Origin of the sequence: Actinoallomurus bryophytorum, from assembly GCF_006716425.1 — a bacterium.
Classification (GTDB): domain Bacteria; phylum Actinomycetota; class Actinomycetes; order Streptosporangiales; family Streptosporangiaceae; genus Actinoallomurus; species Actinoallomurus bryophytorum.
Map to the genome: position 1 here is coordinate 6,963,260 of NZ_VFOZ01000001.1, position 13,810 is coordinate 6,977,069.

The window sequence follows — 13,810 nt, forward strand, 5'->3', positions numbered from 1 at the left end:
CCGGGTCGTGCCGCTGATGCCGCCGCGCATCCGCAAGACCATTGTCACTCTGCACGTCATTTTCGCGGTGGGCTGGCTCGGGACCGATTTCTCCATGCTCGGCCTGGGGATCACCGGTTTCTCGTCATCGAGCCTCGAGACGATGCGCGAAAGCTATCTCTCGATGGAGCGCATCGGCGCCTACGTCGTCATCCCGGTGGCCCTGTGCGCGGTGCTCACCGGCCTCCTGCTCGGTCTGGGCACCCGGTGGGGCCTGCTCCGGTACCACTGGGTCACGGTCAAGCTGGTCGTGGGTCTGCTGGCGTTGACGCTCGCGGTGCTCCCCCTGCAGATCCAGCTGCACACGGCGGCCACCGCGGTGCAGGAGCCCGGCGCCACCAGCGACATTGGCTTCGTCCAGTACACACTGATCATCGCGCCGGCGGTGGCGCTCGCCCTCTACTCGAGCAACGTCGTGCTGTCGATCTTCAAACCGTGGGGCATGAGCGCGTACGGCAAGCGCAGGGCGGCCGGGGAGCGTCGCAACCGCGACTGACCAGGCCGGGCGGGCGGCCCGTCAGGCAGATTCCCGGCGCGATGGGGACTGACGGCTCATGACGTCGGGACCGGCCGCGGACGAATCTTAGCTGCCGATAAGTACCGGCATCCGTATTCACTGTCGACGATTTGAACCGTGCGGGAAAGGGTGGCCATGCAGGAAATCTTCAGTGCATGGGGCGGCAGCGCCGGTGGCCAGTTGAGAGCCGGTGACACCATTGATCAAAGCGTTCTCAGCTCTGGTGGGGGTTTCTTCCTTACGATTCATGCCGGGACGGAGAAGCCATGACATCGGCTGTGTCTTCGATCGAACGCGGTGACGACGACGCCGTCGAGCCCTCGCGGCGGCTCCCGCGCAGCCCGACCCGCTACACCCTCGCCTTCGTCGGGGTGCTCGTCGGCGGCGCCGTGTTGAACCTGTGGGGGCTCGCCAACAACGGATACGACGGATACCTGGGCGCGGCGGCGCTCAGCGCCTCGCACAGCTGGAAGGCATGGTTCTTCGGCTCGCTGGACGCGCATTCGTTCGTCACCATCGACAAGCCGCCGCTGGCGCTCTGGCTGCAGGGCCTCAGCGTACGCATCTTCGGGTTCGGGGCGTTCGCCGTCCTGCTTCCCCAGGTGCTCTGCGGGATCGCCACGACGGCGGTCGTGCACCGGGCGGTCCGCCTCGCGTGGGGGGACGTCGCCGCGCTCGTGGCCGCCGCGGCGTTCGCCCTCACCCCGATCGCGGTGGCCATGGCCCGTTCCGACCACCCGGACATGGTTCTCACCTTGATGATGGCCCTCGCGGCCTGGGGCGTGATCTCGGCGGTACGTACCGGACGGACGGCACCTCTCCTCTGGGCCGCCGCCGCGATCGGGCTCGGCTACCTGGCGAAGATGTCGGCGGCCATGCTCGTGCTGCCGGCGCTGGCCGCGACGTACCTGATCACGGCGCCGGTCGAGTTGCGCCGGCGGCTGACACGGCTGGCCGGTGCCGCGGGCGTGCTCGTCGCGGTCGCCGGCGCGTGGTTCGCCGTGGTGGCCCTCACTCCGGCGAGCAGCCGTCCCTATCTGGGCGGGTCCAAGGACAACGGCGTCTTCGACCTGATCTGGAACTACAACGGGCCGGGGCGGCTCTTCGGCCACATCGACAAGCCGGAGAGCGTTCTTCCTCCGGGCACACCGGTCAAGGTGCTCGGCGCGCCTCCCGGTCTCGGCCGGCTGTTCGCGCCGGACGTCGCGGGGCAGTTCGGCTGGTTGATACCGCTCGCCACCGTGGGTCTCGTGGCAGGCCTGTGGCTGACCCGGCGGGCGGCGCGCACCGATCTGTCCCGAGCGTCGTTCATCGTGTGGGGCGGCTGGGCGGTCGTGCACTTCGTGGCGTTCAGCTTCGACAAGAGCCAGTGGCACTCCTACTACGCCGTGTCCATGGCGCCGGCGATCGCCGCCCTGGTCGGTGGGGGGATCGTGACGCTGGTGCGGGCGCGGGACAAGTGGTCGATGCCGCTGCTGACCCTCGGCATCGCCGGCAACCTCGTCTGGGACGTGGTGCTGCTGCGTCGCACTCCGCACTATCTGTCCTGGCTGGCGGTCACCATCGGGATCGCCGGCGCGGTCGCGGTCGTGATCCTCGTCGCTGCGTGGCGTTCGCACCTGGCCGCCCTTCTCGCGACCGGAGCGATCGGCGTCGCGGTGGCCGGCATGCTCGCCGGGCCGCTCGCGTACGACGTCACGACCGTCCGTGGCGGCGAGCCGAAGGGGCTCACGCAGGCTGGCCCCCTGCAAAAGCCGGTCATGCCGCTGATCCAGTACCAGTCACTGCCGGAGATCCTGGCCAAGAACCAGGGCTTCGACCCGCGCATGCTGGCGTTCCTGAAACAGCAGCGTGGCTCGGCCAAATGGCTCCTCGCCGTCCCGGACGGCGTGACGGCCGGTTCCTTGATCATCTCGACGGGCCAGCCCATCATGGCGATGGGCGGGTTCCGCGGTACCGACCCGGCGTTGTCGCCCGAACGCATGGCGCGGCTCGTCGACCGGGGTGAGCTGCGGTTCGTGCTCGATATGCCGCTGCTGGGCAACGTCGCCCCGCCGCCGGAGGTCGCCAGGCTCTACACCTGGATCAAGGCCAACTGCAGTCCCGTCGGTGGCGGGCAGCAGGCGGATCCGCAGGCGCCCGCGCTGCGCGACTGCCGTTCCCACTGAAGACGCCCGCGCTCCGTGGTCTCCTCCGCCGCCAGGTGGGGGAGACCACGGAGCGCTACGAAGGCCGGGCGGCGCCGGGGTTCGCTCCCGCAGGCCGTCGGTGAAGCCGGGCGCCGTCAGTCCCGGTCGGTGTCGGCCGGCAGTTGCTCCACGGCCCTCGAAGACCCGAACTCGAACCTGCCGTCGGCCTCGGCGACCAGACCCTCACGGCGGGCACGTACCGCGGCCTCGGCGCGGTGCGTCACCTGGAGCTTGGCGAAGATCCTGGACAGGTAGTTGCGTACGGTCTTGACCGACAGGCTCAGCTCGTGGGCGATCGTCGCGTTCCCCAGGCCTTCCCCGACAAGGCGCAGTATGTCCCGCTCCCGGTCGGTGAGCTCCGGGAACGGGACGGTCTGCGGGGGTGGTTTGGTGATGTAGTCCACCACGTCGCTCGCCACCTGGCGGCCGAAGACGGCCCCGCCGCGGCTGACCACGTCGATCGCCTGGGCGATCTCCTCAAGCCCCGAGCCCTTGAGCAGGTAGCCCCGCGCGCCGGCCCGAACCGCGGCGAGGACGGTGTCGATGTCCTCGATGATGGTCAGCATGAGCACGGCGCTGCCCGGGCAGGCCGCGACGATGGCCTGCGTGGCGGCGATCCCGTTCATCTGCGGCATGTTGACGTCCATCAGCACGATGTCCGGGCAGAGGCGGCGGGTCAGGTCCAGCGCCGCCTTCCCGGTCGCCGCCTCCGCGATCACCTCGACGCCGGCGATGGAGCGGAGCAGCATGCGCAGACCCGCACTGAACACCGGGTGGTCGTCCGCGATGAGAACACGGACGATCGACGCGGAAGGCATCGGGTGCAGTCTCCTCGCTTCTGCCTGACCCATACGCCCGCGGGGTCCCCGCCGGGTTAGGGCACGTCGAGCTCGGAAGCGCCGCTCACTGCGGCGGGGGACCGCCCAGTGGCTCGACGCCGTAGGCGGCGAGCGCCCCGATGATCCGTCCGAAGTCCGGCGGCTCGGTCGGCTCCGGAGGGAGCGTCAGCGACTGTGCCGGCTCGCCCGTTTCGAAGAACCACTGCTCGAATCCGGCCGGCGTGGTGAGGATCAGGAAACGCGACGTCGGCGACTCCACGCGGAACGTGTGCGACAGTCCGCGGGGCGCGTAGGTCACCGCGCCGGTGGGCGCCTCATAGTGCTTGCCGTCGATCTCGATGCTGAGTTCGCCCTCCAGCGTGATGAACAGCTCGTCCTCTCTGCTGTGCCGATGCAGCGGTGAGGCGTACCCCTTTGCGGACGTCTGCTCGGCCAGCCAGAATTGCCCGCCGGTGTCCTCACCGGTCGCCTTGAACTGCATCAGCGCGCCGAGATGCCACAGGGCGCGCCCCTCGTTCACCGCGGTTTGGAAAGGTACGGTCACAGGGGTCCTCCTCCTTCGGTCAGGGTCGGAAGCGGTCCCTCACGATGCTGGTCCTCCCGGACCGATACGAGTCATGAGGTCGCAGTATTCGACTATCGCTCAGCGCCTCTATCCGAGTCGTGAGCACGTAGTCCCTCGGTCGGCAGGAAAACGCCTGGGGAAAAAGGAAATCGTCCCAGTGCGCGTGGGACCGGCGCTGCCGACCGGCGTATACGCCCGTCCATTCCTCGACCTGACAGGCTCGGGCCGGCGCGCCCGCACGGCCGGCCGGCACCGAGCACCGGCCGGCGGCCGGCGGGGTGGCGCCGCAGGTGGTCCCGGCGAGGGAGATTCCTGTTCGGGAGATGATTGCAGCCCCATGGCAGTGGGACGCGAACGAGAGACTCTGGCGGGGTAAACGCGAGCAGTCGTGCCGAACGATTTGTCAGCAATGCCGTGGCACCCACAGAGAGGACATCTCGATGACCACTGCCTCCGTTGTCCTCGACGATTTTACGAAAGTGCAGCTAGAAAATGCTTACCGTGTGCTGCGTACGATTCGGGCCTTCGAGGAACGAGTACACGTGGAGTACGCCGAAGGCAACATCCCCGGCGCGACTCACCTTTATGCCGGACAGGAGGCGATCGCGGCGGGGTGCTGCGCGGAACTGCGTCCGGACGACTACATCTCCAGTACGCACCGCGGGCACGGCCACGCGATCGCCAAGGGTGCCGACCTCACCCGGATGATGATGGAGCTCTTCGGCAGGGAGGGCGGTGTCTGCCGTGGAAAAGGCGGCTCCATGCACATCGCCGACTTCTCCGTGGGGATGCTGGGCGCCAACGGGATCGCCGGTGGCGGCGTCCCGATCGGCTGTGGTGTGGGCCTTTCCGCGAAGGTGCGCGGAACCGATCAGGTCGGCGTCGCGTTCGTCGGCGACGGCGGTGCGAACCAGGGCGCGTTCCTGGAGAGCCTGAGCCTTGCCTCCGTGTGGCAGCTTCCGGTGGTCTTCGTCGTCGAGGACAACGGGTACGCCCAGGCGACCGCCTCCAAGTACCACCTGCGCGGGCTCGACGTCGCGCGCCGCGGCGAGGCGTTCGGCATCCCGGGTGCCGTCGTCGACGGATGTGACTTCTTCGCCGTCCGCGACGCCGCCGTGGAAGCCGTTCGGCGAGCCAGGTCCGGCGGTGGCCCGTCCATCATCGACTGCAAGACCGCCCGCTTCTTCGGGCACATGGAGGGGTTCGACCAGCAGGCGTACCGCGGATCCGGCGAGGCCGAGAAGCTCCGCGCGGAGCGCGACTGCATCCAGCGGTTCACGGCAAGTGTCACCGGAGCCGGTCTGGTCTCTCCCGAGGAGTTCGACGCGATCGACCGTGAGGTGGCCGACGAGATCGCGCGTGCGGCGGAGGCGGCGAAGGCGGCGGCGGATCCGGACCCGGCCGAGCTGCTGACCGACGTCTACGTGTCGTACTGATCCCTTTTAGCCGGCGGACAAAGGAACGGGCAATGGAGCGGATGCTGACGTACGTGCAGGCGATCGGCGAGGCGATGTCGCAGGAGATGTCTCGTGATCCCTCGGTCGTCTCCTTCGGCGAGGACAACATCGGCGGCATGGGCTGTGACGGCAAGCTCGGCAACGCCTGGGGGCCGACACAAGGGCTGCATGAGAAGTTCCCCGACCGGATATTCGACACGCCGATCACCGAAGCGGCCTTCGTCGGCGCCGCCGTCGGCGCCGCCGCCTCGGGCCTGCGACCGGTCGTCGACCTGCTGTTCGCGGACTTCATGGGCGTGGCATTCGACCAGCTGATCAACCAGGCGGCGAAGCTGCGGTACATGTTCGGGGGGCAGGGTACGGCGCCGCTCGTCGTCCGGACGTTCTACGGCGCGGGGATGCGCGGCGGTGCCCAGCACTCCCAGTCGCTGTACTCCCTAGTCACGCACGTGCCCGGGTTGAAGGTCGTGGTCCCGTCCAATCCCTATGACGCCAAGGGACTGATGACCCAGGCGATACGTGACGAGGACCCGGTCATCTACTTCGAGCACAAGATGCTGTACTGGACGCCCGGAGAGGTGCCCGAGGAGCCCTACACCGTGCCGTTCGGGCAGAGCCGCCTGGTCAGGTCCGGCACGGACTGCACGGTCGTGGCGCTCGGGCGGATGGTGGGCTTCGCGGAGACGGCCGCGGAGGAGCTGGCCGCGGGAGGCGTCAGCATCGAGATCATCGATCCGCGGACGATCTCTCCGCTGGACGAGGACTCGATCTACCGCAGCGTGGAGAAGACCGGCCGGCTGGTCGTCGTGGACGAGTCGCCTCCGCGTTGCAGCGTCGCCCGCGACATCGTGGCGCTCGTCGCGGAGAACCGTTTCGAGGCGCTGCGCGGGCCCGCACGGACCGTGAACACCCCGCACACCCCGGTTCCGTACAGCCCGGCACTCGAGGACCGCTACATTCCCGGCCCCGACTCGATCGTCCGCGCGGTGCTCGAGGCGGTCGAGGCCGGCGGATGGAACGGACGCCGCCAGGACCGGCTCGCCGGCACTCAGTCGCCCGTCGCATGATCGAGGTACGGCGACGGGACGCCGCGCCGTGGTGCCCTCGGCGCGGCGTGGCGCCGAGGAGCGGGTGAGACGGTGCGGCGCCGCCGGAGTCAGGACGGCGCTCGGGGCGAGTGCCCTGAGCGCCGTGTTCTCGCGCGATCCCTCCGTTCAGGACCGGGCGTCGCAAAGGAGCACGATTTTTCCGACCACGGATGCCCGTTCGAGCATCTCATGGGCTTTTGCCGCATCCGCGAGCGGCAGGGTCGCGGCGATGATCGGCTCGATCTCCCCGTTCTTGAGCAGGCGGAGCACCTCCTGCATGTCCTCCCGGTACGCCTGCGGCCGGCTCTTTTCCAGGCTCCACGCGTTGTAGAAGGTCGTCGAGCGCCCGTCCGGAACGAGCTTCGGCCCGACGATGCCGGTGAGAAGCCCCACGGCCCCGCGTACCTTGCTGACCTTGCCGTCCTTCATCACCTGGCTCTGGCCGTATCCGATGAGGATGCCGCCCCGGCGAAGCAGCCGGTAGGACCGCTGGAACTGCGTTCCTCCGATCGGATCGAGCGCGGCATCGAGACCCTCGCTCGCCTGCGCCCGGATCACCTTGGCGAAATCCTCCTTCCGGTAGTCGATGTGGTGCGCGCCGAGCCGTGTGACCGTTTCCTGCTTTCCGCCGGAGCTGGTCGCGAAGCACTCGATGCCGGCGAGGCGGGCCAGTTGCAGCACCGCGATTCCGACCCCGCCGGCCGCCGCGTGCACGACGATCCGCTGTCCGGGCTTCAGTCCGGCGACCCGGTGCAGCATCTGATGCGCGATGAAGTAGTTGAGCATGGTGGCCGCGACCACCGTCGGCCGCAGGCCGTCGGGGACCATGACCAGCCGGTCGGCGGGGAGGCTGATGTACTCGGTGTTGCCGCCGCCCTTCACCAGCGCGGTGACCGGCTGGCCGGGCCGCAGGCCGGTGACCTCGGGGCCCACCGACTCGACGACACCGGTGACGTCGAACCCGGGAGTGAACGGCGGTTTCGGTCCTACGGGGACGGCGCCGGCCCGGAAGAGGGGGTCGCCACCCGATACACCCGATGCCTGGACGCGGACGAGGACCTCGTTCGGCCGAGGTGGCGCGATCTGTCGTTTGCGGAACTCCAGGACGCCGGGCCCGCCGGCTCGTTCGGCGAAGATGTATCGACCGTCCATTGATACCCGCCTTCTTGCGAAGATATGGAGTTAAAATGCCGATTACTTCATTTGATCTCGTGCGTCCTCGCGTCCAGACATTACTGGTCGACTGATTGAGTTTATCGCGAGAAAGCGCCATCGGGCATGGGGCCGGAGGCGTACTTCCGCTACGCCTGTATACGCGCCGCGACGTACGAAAGAAGGTCCGTCGGCCGGTAGGCGGCCGGAGATAGGCGAACTATAATGGCAAGGAGACCGATTTAAGGAGGGTGAAATTATGACCGTCGAAGAGACGGATGTCACGGAGTTCAGCCACAAGTGGGCAGAGGCGGAGCTGAACGGTGACGAGACAGCGCTGAAATCACTCCTCGACGACGGATTCTCCTCCGTCGGCCCGGCGGGATTCATACTGGACAAGGAACAATGGATCGATCGTTACCGTTCGGGCGACCTGAAGAACCAGGAGTTCGCCTGGCACGATACCGACGTCCGCCGCTACGGCGATACGGCGATCATCATCGGCGTGCAGACCCAGAAGACCACGTACAAGGGAAACCCGGTGCCGGCGAACGACCTGCGGTTCACCCAGATCGCGGTGCGCAAGGACGGCCAGTGGTACGGCGTGGGCATGCACCTCAGCGCGATCATGCAGCCGCCTACTCGGTAAGTCAGGTTTGGAGGGATCGGGACCATGTCCACCATCAGTGAGGGCGGTCATCCGCTCACCGTCATCAACGTCTTCACCGTCACCCCCGAGCGGCAGGCGGATGTCGTGCGCATGCTCAGTGAGCTGACCGAGCAGACCGTACGTCATCAGGCCGGCTTCATCTCGACGAACATCCACGCCAGCCTCGACGGCATGCGGGTCGTGAACTACGCGCAGTGGGAGGGCAGGGAGCACCTCGAGGCGATGATGGCGGTGCCGGAGGCCCGCGAGCGGATGCGTGAACTCACTCAGGTCGCCGCCTCCGAGCCACACCTCTACGAGGTCTCGCGCGTCTACCAGAAGTAGTGCCCGGACCGCGGCGCCCCGCGCGTCGCGTCCCACGCGTCGCGCGCCGCCGGCCCCCGGCGGCGCGCGTTCGCACGGCATCGATCAGCCGCGTGGCACTCGTGTGATCGACGGCCATTACCGGCAGTTTCGTGCGCACAATCGGCTGGTGCGGCGCGAACAATGGCCGGGCCACTTCGCCCATCGAACGGGCATGTATAAATCCATAATGACCAGGGCGAGTTCCCGCGGTGTCTCATCACGGTCCCAGCCCTGCCGGGAATGTTCCCGGCCCGATCGTGATTTACGCCTGTCGGCCGCCCGGATTTAGTCCCTGGATGGGCGGGAAGTTCCCGCGATAGCCTTGAATTCGATCGCCAATTGAACTTCGCTTATATGCGGAAGGACCCGTCTCGTTTCGGCAGGAGAATCCGATGCAAGTATCGACCGTTTCGGATCCCGAAGAGTTCATGGCGAATGCCGGCGACTTGCTATATCGCCATCCGGTTCATAACAATGTTCTGCTCTTTCACGCCGTCGACCCGGCAGGCCTGCCGCCAGGGACGGGGCAGCCGGTGTTCGCCTGGGTCACCGACCCGGGCGGCACGGTCGTGGGCGCCGCGTTCGCGATGGTCCCGTACCGCATGACCCTCTCGGAGATGCCGGTGCAGGCCGCGCGGGCACTCGCGGACCACTTCGCCGAGCACGAGTCGTGGTTGCCGGGGGCCAGCGGTCCCGACGACACCGCGTCGGCGTTCGCGGCCCGCTGGTCCGAGATCACCGGGCAACCCGCACGGCGTGAACGTGAGCAGTGGCTGATGCGGTGTGACGAGACGACCAGGCAGGCGCCGCCGCCCGGACGGCCGCGCCTCGCCACCGCGGCCGACCTCGATGCGGTCGCGGAGTGGTTCTCGGCGACCATGCGGCACAGCGGCTTGGACAAGGAGAAGGCGCTGCGGCACACGCGGCACATGGCCGAGGGGCAGCTCGCCGGCAAGCGCCTGATCGTGTGGGAAGGGGAGGACGGTAAGCCCCTGGGCGCCGCCGGGTGGGCCCCGCCCATCGGCGGTGTCGTGCGCCCCTCAGGCGTCTTCGTCGCCCCCGAGGCGCGCGACGGCGGGTACGCGACGGCGCTGCTGGGCGAGGTCACGGCACGGGCGCTCGAAGAGGGCGCCGACACGTGTGTGTGCACTCATTACCTGGCGTACGCATCCATGCTGGCGGTCGTCGAGAAGGTCGGCTACCAGCGGGTCATGGATCTCACCGAATACCGGTTCGGATGAAGTCTGCCCGGTGGGCGCCGGACCAGGCGCCCGCCGGGCACGGGCACGGCCCGCAGAAATGAGGAGCGACACGTATGATCACGAATATCCCCACGTTTCCCGACCTGAACGGCAACGTCGCCGTGGTGACCGGCGGCTCACGCGGGATCGGTGCCGAGACCTGCCGGTTCTTCGCTGCCAACGGCATGAAGGTGGCGGTCGTCGGCCGCGACAAGGACGCCATCGAGCTCGTGCTCGAGGAAATCCGCGCGGATGGCGGGCAGGCGACCGGAGTCGTCGCGGACTGCACCGACCGGGAGGCCCTCGAGCACATGCGGGCCACCGTCGAGCAGGAGTTCGGCCCGGTGGACGTACTGGCCGCCTTCGCCGGCGGCGACCAGGGCGTGGAGGCGGCCGAGCAGATGACCGAGGAGACGTGGCGGTCCATCCTCGACCACAACCTCACGGCGACCTTCCTGACCGTGCAGGCCTTTCTCCCCGGCATGATCGAGCGTCGCCGGGGCTCGATCATCACCATGTCCTCCGCGGCGGGCCGGCTGCCGGGGCACTCATCGGTCGCCTACGCGACGGCGAAGGCCGGCATCTTGATGTTCACCCGCCGCACCGCCATGGACGTGGGCAAGCACAATGTGCGGGTGAACTGCATCGCGCCCTCCGCGATTCTCACCGAGCGCAACAAGGCGCGTATTCCGGAGGAGATCCGCGAGCGTGTGGCCGCGGAACAGTTCCTGATCGCTCGCTGGGGTACGCCCGCCGACTGCGCCAACGCCGCGCTGTTCCTGGCCTCGGAGGCGTCCTCCTGGGTCACCGGCGAGACGATCGACATCGCCGGCGGAAAGATCATGATGTAGCGGTATGACGTGCTGTCCGACGAAGGTGCGCACCCGGGAAGCAGGGGTGGGCGCCTTCGTCATCGGCGTCCGGTGCGGGTCACGACGGCGCATGGCCGGGGCCGGACCCCTACGCCCGAACTCGCGAAGTACGAGTGGCGCGAATCCGGCATCCCGCGGGTCGGCCCTTCTCCTTGGCCAGGAAGTGCCCGGTGTGAGGAGTGAGTGCCCACTCGCAGAAGTGCTATCCTGTAAATCATGGTGATGGCAGGGGAGACCGCGGTACCCCAGACGATGCGCGCGCGCATCCTCCGGGCGGCCGGACAGGTGATCCGGGACAAGGGCCTGGCTCGCGCGACGACCAAGGAGATCGCCGAGGCCGCGCAGTGCTCGGAGGGTTCGCTGTACCGCCACTTCGACAGCAAGGAGGATCTCTTCCTCGCCGTGCTGTCCGAGCAGCTGCCCGCCTTCCTGCCCGCCCTGCACGAGCTGACCTCCCGTACGGGCAAGGGCACGGTGGCGGCGAACCTCGAACGCGTGGGTATGGCGGCGCTCGCCTTCTTCGACGAGTCGATCCCGATGTTCGCCTCCGTGTTCGCCGAGCCGACGCTGCTCGCCCAGCACAGCGAGTGGATGCGGACCACGGACACCGGGCCCCATCGCGCCGTCGTCCTCGTCGCCGACTACCTGCGCGGCGAGCAGGCGCTGCGCCGCGTGCACGCCGACGTCAGCGCGGAGGAGGCGGCGGCCATGCTGCTGGGCGCCTGCTACCTGCGTTCCTTCACCCGACAGTCCAATCCGGCCAAACCCATCAGCGATCAGCGCTTCATCCGCCGGTTGCTGGCGACGCTGTTCGCCGGGCTCACCCCGCCTGCCGCCTGACGCGTACCCACACCGGCGCGCTGGGCAGATTCCCGCCCGTCGCTGGGACCCGTGGATCACGTCCCTGGGACGCCCACGAGGTCACCCTTGTCACCCGAGCCGACGTTCACCGCCGGCACGTTGTGAACAGGGGACGCCAGATGGACACACCGACAGATCCGGGGATGGTGCCGTGGCCGGCCGACCAGGCGGCCCGATACACGGCCGCCGGCCACTGGCGGGGGCGGCCGCTCGGTCACTGGATGTGGACGTGGGCGCGACGTCGCGGCCCGCACACCGCCGTGGTCGACGGCGACCGGCGGATCAGCTATCTCGAGCTGGCCCGGCGTGCCGACGCGCTCGCCGACCACCTGCTCGACCACGGCCTGGGCAACGGCGACAAGATCGTCGTCCAGCTGCCGGGCGGCTGGAAGTACCTCACCCTGTTCTTCGCCTGCCAGCGCATCGGCGTCGTGCCGGTGCTGGCCCTGATGGCGCACCGGGAACGCGAGCTGGCCTACTTCGCGGACCTGGCGGGGGCGAAGGCCCTCGTCGTGCCGGACGAGTTCAACGACTTCGACCACCAGGAGCTCGCCGCCGACGTCGCCCGTGACGGAGACCGATCGCTCCAGGTGTTCGTCACCGGTCCGGGCTGCCGGGACGGTCACGTGGCCCTGGACCCCCTCATGGAGATGCCGGACGACGGGGAGGGCCTGCGCGGCAAGCTGAACGCGCTCGCGCCGGGCTCGCGGCAGCTGGCCCTCCTGCTGCTGTCCGGCGGCACGACCGGCATGTCCAAGCTCGTACCCCGCACCCATGACGACTACGAGTACAACGCCCGGCGGAGCGCCGAGGTCAGCGGATTCGGACCCGGCACCGTGTACCTCGTCGTGCTCCCGGCGGCGCACAACTTCCCGCTCGGCTCACCGGGAATCCTCGGCACTCTCCTATCGGGCGGCCGCGTCGTCTTCGCCCCCTCGCCCCGCCCCGAGGTCGCGTTCCCGCTGATCGAGCGCGAACGGGTCACCGTCACGTCCCTCGTGCCCAGCATCGCCCAGCGCTGGGTCGAGGCGGCCGCCGTGGAGTCGTATGACCTGTCCTGTCTCCACGTGGTCCAGGTCGGCGGCTCGGTGCTGGCCCCCGAGTTCGCCGCGCGCGTCGGCGCCGCGCTCGGCTGCACACTGCAGCAGGTCTACGGGATGGCGGAGGGGCTGCTCAACTACACGCGGCTCGACGACCCGGAGTCCGTCGTGCTGCGGACCCAGGGCCGGCCGATCTCCCCCGATGACGAGGTCCGCATCGTCGACGAGTTCAGGCGCCCGGTTCCGCCGGGCACGCCGGGCGAACTGCAGGCGCGCGGCCCGTACACGATCCGCGGTTACTATGCCGCGCCGGAGTCCAACGCCGTGACGTTCACCTCGGACGGCTGGTACCGCAGCGGCGACATCGTCCGCATGCATCCGACCGGCAACCTCGTCGTCGAGGGCCGGATCAAGGACGTCATCAACCGCGGCGGCGAGAAGATCTCCGCCACCGAGGTGGAGGCGGTGGTGAAGGCGCTGCCGCAGGTGGCGCAGGCGGCCGCGATCCCGGTGCCGGACCCGGTGCTCGGCGAGCGTATCTGCGTCTGTGTCGTCCTACGCCCCGGTGGCGACCTCACGCTCGACGAGCTCCGCCGCGAGGACGGTGTCGCGAAATACAAGATTCCCGAACAGCTCGAGATATTCACCGACCTGCCACTGACGCCGGTGGGAAAGGTGGACAAAAAAGAATTGTGCATTCTGGTGGAGCGAAGGCGCGGCTCGCGTCAGGAGATCCCCCCGCTAGGAGATGTCGGCGTGCCGACACCGTGACCTTCGCGTTCGCCTTTCGGGCGGGCCCGCCGTCGTGACGCCGGCCGGGCCCGCCCGCCGTGTGGTAAGCGGATACGGTGTGCCGGACGCCCCGGTGCCGCATGCTCGGCACGGGGCCGCGAACACCGGTTCCGGCCTCGGCCCCGGCCGTAAGCGCACCGGAT

Annotated in this window: 13 protein-coding genes; 10 read left to right on the forward strand and 3 right to left on the reverse strand. The window is 68.7% G+C overall.

The window, feature by feature from the left end:
• Window positions 1-16 precede the first annotated feature (16 nt).
• Window positions 17-535: a hypothetical protein gene (locus FB559_RS32365; protein WP_221640282.1), complete on the forward strand. Its 519-nt coding sequence runs from the start codon at window positions 17-19 to the stop codon at window positions 533-535.
• Between the two features lie 287 nt (window positions 536-822).
• The gene (locus FB559_RS32370) at window positions 823-2,724 is read left to right on the forward strand and encodes a glycosyltransferase family 39 protein (RefSeq protein ID WP_141960724.1); all 1,902 of its coding nucleotides are present in this window, start codon (window positions 823-825) and stop codon (window positions 2,722-2,724) included.
• Window positions 2,725-2,840: 116 nt separating this feature from the next.
• On the opposite strand, the gene FB559_RS32375 is transcribed toward FB559_RS32370, so the two are convergent.
• Window positions 2,841-3,563, reverse strand: coding sequence for a response regulator transcription factor (locus FB559_RS32375; RefSeq protein ID WP_141960726.1), 723 nt, complete (start codon window positions 3,561-3,563; stop codon window positions 2,841-2,843).
• A gap of 85 nt (window positions 3,564-3,648) precedes the next feature.
• A complete protein-coding gene (locus FB559_RS32380) occupies window positions 3,649-4,128 on the reverse strand; it encodes a quercetin 2,3-dioxygenase (RefSeq protein ID WP_221640283.1) in 480 nt (159 codons plus the stop codon).
• A 524-nt stretch (window positions 4,129-4,652) separates the two neighbouring features.
• On the opposite strand from FB559_RS32380, the gene FB559_RS32385 reads away from it, so the two are divergent.
• Together FB559_RS32385 and FB559_RS32390 are read left to right on the forward strand one after the other, a co-directional pair.
• Complete coding sequence (locus FB559_RS32385; protein ID WP_246122262.1) at window positions 4,653-5,585, forward strand: thiamine pyrophosphate-dependent dehydrogenase E1 component subunit alpha; 933 nt, start codon at window positions 4,653-4,655, stop codon at window positions 5,583-5,585.
• Window positions 5,586-5,617: 32 nt separating this feature from the next.
• Window positions 5,618-6,673, forward strand: coding sequence for an alpha-ketoacid dehydrogenase subunit beta (locus tag FB559_RS32390; protein ID WP_141960730.1), 1,056 nt, complete (start codon window positions 5,618-5,620; stop codon window positions 6,671-6,673).
• Between the two features lie 147 nt (window positions 6,674-6,820).
• Here the strand turns inward: FB559_RS32390 and FB559_RS32395 are convergent, their stop codons facing one another.
• Complete coding sequence (locus FB559_RS32395; protein ID WP_141960732.1) at window positions 6,821-7,846, reverse strand: medium chain dehydrogenase/reductase family protein; 1,026 nt, start codon at window positions 7,844-7,846, stop codon at window positions 6,821-6,823.
• A 259-nt stretch (window positions 7,847-8,105) separates the two neighbouring features.
• Here FB559_RS32395 and FB559_RS32400 point away from each other — a divergent pair, with 259 nt between their 5' ends.
• From FB559_RS32400 to FB559_RS32425, 6 genes are all read left to right on the forward strand, one after another.
• Window positions 8,106-8,495, forward strand: coding sequence for a nuclear transport factor 2 family protein (locus FB559_RS32400; protein ID WP_141960734.1), 390 nt, complete (start codon window positions 8,106-8,108; stop codon window positions 8,493-8,495).
• 24 nt (window positions 8,496-8,519) lie between these two features.
• Window positions 8,520-8,840, forward strand: a complete 321-nt coding sequence (locus FB559_RS32405; RefSeq protein WP_141960737.1) for an antibiotic biosynthesis monooxygenase family protein — start codon at window positions 8,520-8,522, stop codon at window positions 8,838-8,840.
• A 554-nt stretch (window positions 8,841-9,394) separates the two neighbouring features.
• Window positions 9,395-10,102, forward strand: a complete 708-nt coding sequence (locus tag FB559_RS32410; protein WP_185792506.1) for a GNAT family N-acetyltransferase — start codon at window positions 9,395-9,397, stop codon at window positions 10,100-10,102.
• Between the two features lie 74 nt (window positions 10,103-10,176).
• Window positions 10,177-10,953, forward strand: coding sequence for an SDR family NAD(P)-dependent oxidoreductase (locus FB559_RS32415; RefSeq protein ID WP_141960741.1), 777 nt, complete (start codon window positions 10,177-10,179; stop codon window positions 10,951-10,953).
• A 237-nt stretch (window positions 10,954-11,190) separates the two neighbouring features.
• Window positions 11,191-11,814: a TetR/AcrR family transcriptional regulator gene (locus FB559_RS32420; protein ID WP_141960743.1), complete on the forward strand. Its 624-nt coding sequence runs from the start codon at window positions 11,191-11,193 to the stop codon at window positions 11,812-11,814.
• 140 nt (window positions 11,815-11,954) lie between these two features.
• A complete protein-coding gene (locus FB559_RS32425) occupies window positions 11,955-13,646 on the forward strand; it encodes a (2,3-dihydroxybenzoyl)adenylate synthase (protein WP_141960745.1) in 1,692 nt (563 codons plus the stop codon).
• Window positions 13,647-13,810: the final 164 nt, after the last annotated feature.

Coding starts and splice junctions, on each gene's coding strand:
- FB559_RS32365 (WP_221640282.1), top strand. CDS start 17: ATGCCGCCGCGCATCCGCAAGACCATTGTCACTCTGCACGTCATTTTC.
- FB559_RS32370 (WP_141960724.1), top strand. CDS start 823: ATGACATCGGCTGTGTCTTCGATCGAACGCGGTGACGACGACGCCGTC.
- FB559_RS32375 (WP_141960726.1), bottom strand. CDS start 3,563: ATGCCTTCCGCGTCGATCGTCCGTGTTCTCATCGCGGACGACCACCCG.
- FB559_RS32390 (WP_141960730.1), top strand. CDS start 5,618: ATGGAGCGGATGCTGACGTACGTGCAGGCGATCGGCGAGGCGATGTCG.
- FB559_RS32395 (WP_141960732.1), bottom strand. CDS start 7,846: ATGGACGGTCGATACATCTTCGCCGAACGAGCCGGCGGGCCCGGCGTC.
- FB559_RS32400 (WP_141960734.1), top strand. CDS start 8,106: ATGACCGTCGAAGAGACGGATGTCACGGAGTTCAGCCACAAGTGGGCA.
- FB559_RS32405 (WP_141960737.1), top strand. CDS start 8,520: ATGTCCACCATCAGTGAGGGCGGTCATCCGCTCACCGTCATCAACGTC.
- FB559_RS32415 (WP_141960741.1), top strand. CDS start 10,177: ATGATCACGAATATCCCCACGTTTCCCGACCTGAACGGCAACGTCGCC.
- FB559_RS32420 (WP_141960743.1), top strand. CDS start 11,191: ATGGTGATGGCAGGGGAGACCGCGGTACCCCAGACGATGCGCGCGCGC.
- FB559_RS32425 (WP_141960745.1), top strand. CDS start 11,955: ATGGACACACCGACAGATCCGGGGATGGTGCCGTGGCCGGCCGACCAG.